8 protein-coding genes are annotated in these 8946 nt (G+C 49.6%); 1 reads left to right on the top strand and 7 read right to left on the bottom strand.

What is annotated here, in order from left to right:
* The 5 genes from OB13_RS10325 to pyrF all read right to left on the bottom strand — a co-directional run.
* The coding region (locus OB13_RS10325) for a hypothetical protein (protein WP_461490086.1) at window positions 1-273 on the bottom strand (273 nt) is incomplete at its 3' end.
* Window positions 274-385: 112 nt separating this feature from the next.
* A complete protein-coding gene (locus OB13_RS10320) occupies window positions 386-712 on the bottom strand; it encodes a DMT family transporter (RefSeq protein ID WP_461490085.1) in 327 nt (108 codons plus the stop codon).
* A 71-nt stretch (window positions 713-783) separates the two neighbouring features.
* Window positions 784-1347: a Crp/Fnr family transcriptional regulator gene (locus OB13_RS10315; protein WP_461490084.1), complete on the bottom strand. Its 564-nt coding sequence runs from the start codon at window positions 1345-1347 to the stop codon at window positions 784-786.
* A 211-nt stretch (window positions 1348-1558) separates the two neighbouring features.
* The gene (locus OB13_RS10310) at window positions 1559-3082 is read right to left on the bottom strand and encodes a potassium/proton antiporter (protein WP_461490083.1); all 1524 of its coding nucleotides are present in this window, start codon (window positions 3080-3082) and stop codon (window positions 1559-1561) included.
* A gap of 726 nt (window positions 3083-3808) precedes the next feature.
* Window positions 3809-4639 (bottom strand): orotidine-5'-phosphate decarboxylase, encoded by an 831-nt coding sequence (gene pyrF / locus OB13_RS10305; RefSeq protein WP_461490082.1) that lies wholly within the window; start codon window positions 4637-4639, stop codon window positions 3809-3811.
* A gap of 186 nt (window positions 4640-4825) precedes the next feature.
* Between pyrF and OB13_RS10300 the strand changes: the two genes are divergently transcribed.
* Window positions 4826-5233 carry a hypothetical protein gene (locus OB13_RS10300; RefSeq protein ID WP_461490081.1) on the top strand — a complete coding sequence of 136 codons (408 nt, stop codon included), beginning with the start codon at window positions 4826-4828 and terminating at the stop codon, window positions 5231-5233.
* A gap of 57 nt (window positions 5234-5290) precedes the next feature.
* Here the strand turns inward: OB13_RS10300 and OB13_RS10295 are convergent, their stop codons facing one another.
* Window positions 5291-5935 (bottom strand): LolA family protein, encoded by a 645-nt coding sequence (locus OB13_RS10295; RefSeq protein WP_461490080.1) that lies wholly within the window; start codon window positions 5933-5935, stop codon window positions 5291-5293.
* A gap of 30 nt (window positions 5936-5965) precedes the next feature.
* Window positions 5966-8593, bottom strand: a complete 2628-nt coding sequence (locus OB13_RS10290) for an FtsK/SpoIIIE family DNA translocase (RefSeq protein ID WP_461490079.1) — start codon at window positions 8591-8593, stop codon at window positions 5966-5968.
* Between the last annotated feature and the right edge of the window lie 353 nt (window positions 8594-8946).

The raw sequence follows: 8946 nt of genomic DNA, 5'->3' as shown, positions 1-8946 counted from the left end.
CAGGTGAGACACCGGAAATTTAAGTTTGTCCATATGTAAGAGATCGTAGTTTTTCAGGTGGATTAGCACTGTCCTGGCGTCTTTACCCGGGGCTTTATTCTCTTCTATGTGCCAGATAAAGTCTTGTCGCTCATCGGGGTTCGTTGGGTCATACACCACTGTACCTGCGATACAATTCTCATCCTGGAAAATCCATAGTACTTCACATGCACCTAAAGCGCTAAAGAACGTTTCTAAAAAGATTTGCCTCTTATTTGTCTTTAATTTTTTCAAATTATTATAGTTTATACTAGAGGTCCACGGCTTTGCGTCGGGCGGCATTAAAAGCACTATACCCTGCCTGACGAACACAATGCCGCTGCTATGGGCTTGGGCTTTTAATATTTTAGTGAGCAACTGCTTTTAGCCCGATAATAGAGCCAATCAGAGTGGTGAGAAAAAATAGCCGCAGAAAGGTAGCAGGTTCTTTAAACACTAAAATTCCTACCAAAACAGTTCCAACAGCTCCGATTCCTGTCCACACGGCATAAGCCGTACCGATCGGCAAAGTCTGAGTTGCCTTAATCAAAAGCCCCATACTGATGCTGAGGGCAACAAGAAAAGCTGCATACCATACATACATTTCGTTTCCTGTGCTCTCTTTCGCTTTTCCTAAACTGAAAGCAAATGCTACTTCAAATAATCCTGCTACAACTAAAATAATCCAATTCATTTCTATTATTTTTTTGCAAAGGTCGGTAATGAAACTGAGGTAGAATTTTACAAATGATAAAAAATGAAGCTTTATTTCAGCTCTGCTCTTATCCTGCTTAAACTGACCGGAGTTATACCCAGGTACGAAGCAATGTGTCCTAACTGCACACGTTGAATTAGATCGGGATGGTCTTTTAGAAGTTCCTTGTAGCGTTCTTTGGCGGTTCGGAATTGCCTGGAAATCAGCCGTTCTTCTGTTTTCACAAGTTCCTGCTCTGCAAACTTTCGTCCCCAATTTGCTATGTATATGTCTTTGTCAAAGAGTTGCTGCAAATTTTTTGTTTTCAGTTCGTATAGTTCGCAATTTTCTAACAACTCGATTTCTTCGTACCCTTTCTGATTTGTAACATAGCTTTTCATGGAGATAACGGTGTCGCCTTCCTTGCCGAACCAAAAAGTTATTTCATTGTCTGCGGACCGGGCATAAGCACGCACAATTCCTTTTTTGATAAAATAGAGGCTGGTTTCAATTCTGTCGGTTCTCAACAGAATATGCCCTTTGGCATGCACTACTTCTGCAACATAGGCCTTAAGGGTAAGTTTTGAGGCTTCCGGAAGCAGATAGATCTTATCAAGTATTTGGTCTATTTTCATTTAACTCGCTGTCTTTCTTCCTGGCTGCCTTATAGGTAGTTGTGCGTGAGCCGTTTTTCATTCAGGCTCTTACATACCCCATTTAGTTGCTTGTTCCTGTGTTGATACTGGTCTTGACAGGACACTTCCTCATAACAATTGTTGAAGCTATACCTAGGACAGTTTACAAACTCCAACTTTCCCTACATCAGCCTTTCTATCAATTTCCTGATCAGCTTATGGGTTTGGCTTGTAACGGTGAGCTTGTGGCGCTTCCTAAGTTCTGCATCGTCTGAATCAGGGCATCGTGGTCATCGGTGATGATGAGCACCTTGTCATCCTCATGCAGGATGGTTTTGCCTTTGGGTACAAAATACTTGTTGTCGCGTTTAACCATTACGGCAAGTGTCTTGTCGGGCAGCGGCAAATCCATCAACCGGTTCCCGGCTGCCAGAGACTTCGCCGTGATGGTGATTTCGGTTGTGATAGACTTGATTTCATCTGAGAACTCCACATCAAAATCCTTCAACTTTTCCAGCTCGCGCGGGTGCTCGGCCAGCCCCAGCCAGATGGCCATTTTAGAGAGGGACGTTCCCTGCACGACCAGAGACACCAATGTGCAGAAGAACACGATATTGAATATAAGCCTGGCATGAGGTACATTCTCAGCCAGCGGAAGTATAGCGAAAATAATAGGCACAGCCCCCCGCAAACCTACCCAAGACACAAAGGCCTTGTCCTTGAAGCCCATTTTGCGGAAAGGCAGCATACAGAGGAAAACGCTGAGCGGACGCGTGATAAAGATCATCAGGAAGCTGATGATCAAACCCGGTATAATAATCGGCACAAGCTCCCGCGGGTTCACCAGCAGACCCAGGGTCAGGAACATGAGCAACTGGCTCATCCAGGCCATGCCATCGAAGAAGTTGAGCGAAGAGCGCTTGTGCACAAACTTGGAATTTCCGATGACCAGACCGCCGATGTAGACAGCCAGGTAGCCGTTTCCTTTGATGAAATAGGTGGCCGAGAAGATAAAGATACAGCACGTGAAAACCAGGATCGGGTAGAGCGAGCTGTTGTCTATGTCCAGGTTGTTGATCAGCCGCACGGCCAATCTACCCAACAGATAACCTGCAACACCCCCAATAATGAGCTGCATCAGCAGCATGCCACCCGCTGCCCAGTAATTGGGTGCTGCATCTGTATTAATGATTCCGATGAGCGTTATGGTGAGGATGTACGCCATGGGGTCGTTACTACCACTCTCCAGCTCCAGCATTGGGCGGAGGTTATTTTTGAGATGCAACCTCTTTGATCGCAGAATGGAAAACACAGAGGCCGAATCAGTAGAGGACATAGTGGCCGCCAGCAGCAGCGAAGTCGTCAACCCAATGCCCGCCGCCGCGTCGGTCATGCCCAATACCCACCAAATGGCAACCCCGGTCAGAATAGCGGTCATTAGCACCCCGAAAGTAGCCAGCACTACCCCTTGCGCGATGATAGGCCGTATTTCGGCAATTTTAGTATCCATACCACCCGAGAAAAGAATGATACACAGGGCCACGGTACCGATGATCTGCGCAACCTGAATGTTTTCGAAATGTATGCCCAAACCATCGCTGCCGCTCAGCATGCCGACAGATAAAAACAGCAATAAAGCCGGGACACCAAACTTATGCCCGGCTTTCCCTGCCAGGATACTCAGGAAAAACAAGATGGAAATACCGAATAATAACAGCTCAATTTTTATGTCCATTTACTAAGATATGTAGTTAAAGAAGCAGAAAATCAAGCACGGCCTACTACCGCACTCATTCAAATATAAGCATAAATCAGCAATGGGTTTGCCTGCAAATGGGCCTTTATACGGAAAGGATGCGCTTTTTTTACAGTATTTTACGCTGAGCCACTTCAGCAAAAGGGCGGAGCAGGGCAGATTCGGGTGAATTAACGTCGCTTTCTCTTCAACCTATACGCCTTCCCCAATGGTACATTTTCGTGTATTAGCCTACCTCCTCCTGCAGGTTTAGACAGCGTTTTCCTCCAGCCTGCTCCCATCTATACCTGCCGCAGTCCCGCTTCTCATAACTCTCTGATCATAGGCAACTTCGTCAGGTATTAGCTATACCACCAAGCCCGTGGAACTGCTCTGTGAGGTGCTGCTTCCCATACTGACCTTATTCTTTGGTTACGGGCTGCCAATGATACCGGGTTTTGAAAAAAGAGAATAAGCATTCATCCAGGACCAACATACCTGAAAGCGGATTTACAGCGAAGACGCCGCCGCGACTTCTTCACCTAACTGTAATCAAATTCATAGCAGCAGGTATAGCGAAGGTATACGGAACCCCTTCTGTCCTGCCCGCTACTAGCAGCATGGTTCCAGGACAGCTATTAGCAAAAAAAACCGCCATCCCTCGGCCTGAAAGCCAAGGGATGGCGGTTGCTATACCTATACACGCAGCAGGAGCTGCTGCTTGTGTTACAAATGCGTCACATACTGCTCCAGGTACTGCTCCATTTCTAGCTGCACTTCCAATGCTGCTGCACGGGCGCGGTCGGCAAAGTCTCGACCGGAGGAGGCATAAATGATGGCTCTGGAGGAATTGACCAGAAGGCCGCACTGCTGGTTCAGGCCCAGGCGCGAGATTTCTTCCAGGCTGCCGCCCTGCGCGCCCACACCCGGCACCAATAGGAAGTGGTTCGGCACAATGGCCCGCACCCGCTCAATGTATTCTGCCTGCGTCGCGCCCACTACATACATCATCTGCCCCACGCTCGCCCAGTTGGCGCTCTCGCGCAGCACCTGCTCAAACAGGTACTCTTCGTTGCCGTCCGAGAGCTTGAGCATCTGGAAGTCCTGGCTGCCCGGGTTAGAGGTCAGCGCCAGCAAAATCACCCAGCGCCCCGGCTGCACCAGGAAAGGCTTCACCGAATCGGAGCCCATGTAGGGAGCCACGGTCACGGCGTTGAAGTTCATGGTCTCGAAGAAGGCGCGGGCGTATAGCTCCGATGTGTTGCCGATGTCGCCGCGCTTGGCGTCGGCTATCGTGAAGATCTCTTCCGGAATGACCTGCAGCGTTTTTTCCAGGCTCACCCAGCCTTTTGGCCCCTGGGCTTCATAAAAGGCAATGTTGGGCTTGTAGGCTACGCACAGGTCTGCGGTAGCCTCTACGATCTGGCGGTTAAACTCAAACACAGGGTCCTCGTTGTCCATTAGGTGCTCTGGCAGGCGCTTGGGGTCTGTATCCAGGCCGATGCACAGGTAGGATTTCTTCTGGAGGATCTGCTCAAACAGCTTTTCTCTGGTCATGGTCGGTATAGGAGCTAAGGTTCAGGTAGAACAAAGCTACGTTTTTACAGGCACGAGCAAAAGTTTTTATACCTGTCCGGTCCATAATTACTGATACAGAGTATTTTTATTTGGTCATGCAACGCTATTTTAAATACAGGTATCTTAGGAGTAGAAACCTGCGTTCAAAAATTTATACCTATACCCATGGTACGGCTCCTTTGTATTTTCTCCCTGCTTCTGTTTTCCGCCTTTAGTTGCTCAAAAGACAAAGAAGAAACAGCTGACCCGCTCGAAACATTTCCGGCTCCGGTATTACGGGTTGAAGCCCCAGCCACCGCAACGATCGGTGAAACAATTACTTTGGATGTTTACTTCGTGGTAAACAACGGCTGTGGTGAATTCGGCTCTTTTGATGTGGCGACTGTCGGAAAACTGCAAACCATCAAGGTCTTCCCAACCTACAGGGAAGGCGTTTGCACCATGGACCTCCCCACCCGCCAGGCAGCCTATACCTTCAGGCCAGGTTCAATGGGCACCTATACCTTCCGCTTCTGGTCCGGGCTGGAGGATGAATTCATCACCAAAACGATAGTAGTCTCGCAGCCCCAGTAAACAAAAAGAGCTGCTCCAAATGGGGCAGCTCTTTTTGTTTATCATAAACTGGTTGGCTTATCGCAGGTCTACCACACTCACACCCTTATGCTTTGTCTTGTTGAAAGTAAAAGTATCTGATGCCAGTTGCGGGTTTGCCTGGAAGTTTTTGATGGTATAGGTATAGCGGTTGCCATTGTTGCGGAACATCTGCCAGCTTCTCAGGCTTTTGTCTTTCTGGCTGATGTAGAGGCGCACTTTGAAAATCGGGTTATTGCGATCTTCCGGTGCCAGCTCGATTACATCGTATACGGTAGCGCCTTCTTTTTCAGTACCGGCATACGCATACTTGTAGCCTTTCTTATACATATCAAAGATTTTGCTGGGTGCCATGGCCTCCGCCTCAGCGTCGGTCTCCGTGATGGTTACCTCATTCACGTCCTTCAGATAGGTCCACATCAACTTGCCGTCACTAATAACTTCTTGTCCGCTTACAGCCAGCCTGTACTTCGGGCCGCTTACCAGAATGTCGCCTTCCATCGTTTCCTTTACCTTGGAGGAAGGATTTTCCAGCGTCTGGGCAAACGTTGCTTTGAAAGCTTTCATGCTTCTGTACTTCTGGCTCATCTGGTCCAGTATTTTGCCTGCTTTCGGATCCTGCTGGGCATTCGCCAAATTCACAAACATCATTACGGCCAGCAGCAGGGATAATACTCTTTTCATGTTATTCTAAATCTCTTGTTTCGTTCTTGCCTACAATGTGTTCAATAACTGTTCCAAACTATACTCATCCGGAATTAAAACTTCCCGCGCTTTGCTTCCTTCGAACGGCCCCACGATACCGGCCGCTTCCAGCTGGTCGATCAGTCGGCCGGCACGGTTGTAGCCCAGCTTCAGGCGGCGCTGCAAAAGAGAGGTACTGCCCTGCTGGTGCTGCACGATAATACGGGCCGCTTCCTCGAACATGGCATCCTTGGAACTCGGGTCAAAATCCGATTTCTCCGCGCCACTTTCATCGCCCACGAACTCCGGCAACAGGTAGGCATCGCTATACCCTTGCTGGCCTCCGATGAAGTCACAGATACGATCCACCTCCGGCGTATCCACAAAAGCGCACTGAATACGGATCATGTCGGAACCGATGGAAAAGAGCATGTCGCCCTGCCCGATCAGCTGGTCGGCACCGCCGGCATCCAGAATGGTGCGGGAGTCAATTTTGGATGTTACTTTAAAAGAAATACGCGCCGGGAAGTTGGCTTTGATAATACCCGTGATCACGTTCACCGACGGGCGCTGCGTGGCCACCACCAGGTGTATACCGATGGCACGGGCCAGCTGCGCCAACCGGGCGATCGGGGTTTCCACCTCTTTTCCGGCGGTCATCATCAAGTCAGCCAACTCGTCAATCACCAGCACGATGTAAGGCATAAACTTGTGCCCCTTTTTCGGGTTCAGCTTCCGTTCCACAAACTTGAGGTTATACTCCTTCAGGTTGCGGCAGCCGGCATCCTTGAGCAGGTCGTAGCGCATGTCCATCTCCATACAGAGCGAGTTGAGCGTGTTCACCACCTTTTTGGTGTCGGTGATGATGGCTTCTTCCGTGTCGGGCAGCTTCGCCAGGAAGTGGCGCTCGATCTTGTTGAAGAGCGACAATTCCACCTTTTTGGGGTCTACGAGCACAAACTTAAGCTGCGAAGGGTGGCGCTTGTAGAGCAGCGAGGTCAGGATCGCATTCAGACCAACCGACTTACCCTGTCCTGTGGCACCTGCCATGAGCAAGTGTGGCATTTTGGCCAGGTCCGTGATAAATACTTCGTTGGTAATGGTTCTGCCAAAGGCAATGGGCAGATCCATCTCACTCTTCATAAATTTCTCGGTAGAGAGAATGGATTTGATGGAGACCATCTCTTTCTTCGTGTTCGGCACTTCTATACCGATCGTTCCCTTGCCAGGTATAGGCGCAATGATACGTATGCCCAGGGCCGCTAAGCTCAGGGCAATATCATCTTCCAGGTTTTTGATCTTGGAGATACGCACACCCGCATCCGGCACTATTTCATAGAGCGTCACAGTTGGCCCGATGGTGGCTTTGATACTGGCTATACCTATGTTGTAGTGGCCCAGCGTGGCTACGATCTTGTCTTTGTTGGCTTCGAGTTCCTCTTTGGTTACCTGCACCTTGCTGGCGCCGTAGTCGTTGAGCAGGTCTACGGTCGGGTACTGGTAGCGGGCAAGATCCAGTGTCGGATCATAATTTTCGGTTGCCAGCACAGCCGCACTCTTTTCTTCAGGCGAGTTTTCGATCTGCAGGTCCAGCATTTCTTCGTCTTCGGCCGTGTCAAACTCATCGTCGGCCAGTTCAGCTTCCAGCTCCGACTCAATGTCGAGTTCCAGTACCGGTGCAGCAGATTTGGCTGGCTCCGGCTTCAGGGAGCTCAGTTCCATCTCCAGCGCCCGGTTGATGGCTTCCTCCTCCTCGTCTTCCAAATATTCTTCGTCGTCCTCCAGGTAATCTTCCTCTTCTTCCTCCGCTTCCAGCGAAGCAGTCGGATCGGCGTTATGGTTGATGTTGTGGCGGGCAGACCCGTGCACCACATCGCGCAGTGACGACGCATGGCCCACGTCTATACCTACCTCTTCCTCTTCGTTTTCTATGGCCGGCTTGCTCCAGTTGATGCTCGTAATATTGAAGAAGAACACCAGGAAAATAAGGAGCAGGAAACCCAGCAACATGCCGGTACCCCAACCGATCAGGCTGGTGAGCCAAATGGCCGTCTCAATCCCAATGCCTCCACCCAGAAAACCAAGCGAACCTACTGCATTGGTCGTCAGGACGATATACCCCAGCGTCAGGCTCACCCACAGCATAGAGAAGGTACACAGGCCCAACACATAGGACATCGAGATGGATTTCCAGCGGAACACAATGCGGCTTCCGGCAAAGAAGAGGATCGGGATCAGGAAGAAAGCGCCTATACCCAGCAGTTTATAAATAAACAGGTGCGATACCCAGGCTCCGAAAAGTCCCAGCCAGTTCTCCGCCTCCTGTCCGGATTCTTTCAGGCCGGTGCCCTGCACAGACTCCACCACACTCTGGTCGGCCGCTCCCGTGAAAAGATTTGAAACAAAGGCAATGGTAATAAAGAAGGAGATCAGCAGGAACGAGAAGCCGACAAACAGCTTGAACCGCCTGTCGGTCAGAAAGGCAGGAAGCCTGAGATTAAACCGAAACGAAGGCAGCTTAAAAGCCTTCTTCTGTTTCTTCTGCTTGGTCTTTTCTCCGACGGGCGCAGTGCTGCTCCGTGGTTCGTTACGGCCACGTACCTCATTCTTCGCCCTCCCCGTGCTTATCGCATCGTTTCTGTAAGTGTTCTTTGCCATACCCTCGACTAATTAAGATTTCAAATTTACATTTTTTCAGCACAAACCGTTCAGCAAATCCGAAGCCTTTTCAGGAAATGTTATAATTGAAGGAAGTTTAGGAGTTGGGGAGTTAGAAAGTAAGAAAATCGGTAAGGTATAGCTTGAATTACTACTGAATAAAAGAATCCATACCAGTTTCAACCATCCCTGCCCCTCCTTGTCTAAGGAGAATTTGGTGCACGATCCGGACAGGTCGCGACCTGTCCCTACAGAAGGTAATCACTATTAGGTGCGTACTGTTAGTGAGAGCCATTGGGCGAACTCAAATCGCTGGTGCACGATTGTCATCCCCCTACCCCCTTCGAAGGGGG

The sequence above is a fragment of the Pontibacter sp. HJ8 genome (assembly GCF_054824225.1).
Note: the sequence above shows the minus strand (reverse complement) of the source record. Positions and strands in the feature narration are given on the sequence as shown.

Excerpts from the sequence above, each read along its gene's own strand:
- OB13_RS10290 (WP_461490079.1), bottom strand. The coding sequence starts at position 8,593 with ATGGCAAAGAACACTTACAGAAACGATGCGATAAGCACGGGGAGGGCG.
- OB13_RS10300 (WP_461490081.1), top strand. The coding sequence starts at position 4,826 with ATGGTACGGCTCCTTTGTATTTTCTCCCTGCTTCTGTTTTCCGCCTTT.
- pyrF (WP_461490082.1), bottom strand. The coding sequence starts at position 4,639 with ATGACCAGAGAAAAGCTGTTTGAGCAGATCCTCCAGAAGAAATCCTAC.
- OB13_RS10320 (WP_461490085.1), bottom strand. The coding sequence starts at position 712 with ATGAATTGGATTATTTTAGTTGTAGCAGGATTATTTGAAGTAGCATTT.
- OB13_RS10310 (WP_461490083.1), bottom strand. The coding sequence starts at position 3,082 with ATGGACATAAAAATTGAGCTGTTATTATTCGGTATTTCCATCTTGTTT.
- OB13_RS10315 (WP_461490084.1), bottom strand. The coding sequence starts at position 1,347 with ATGAAAATAGACCAAATACTTGATAAGATCTATCTGCTTCCGGAAGCC.
- OB13_RS10295 (WP_461490080.1), bottom strand. The coding sequence starts at position 5,935 with ATGAAAAGAGTATTATCCCTGCTGCTGGCCGTAATGATGTTTGTGAAT.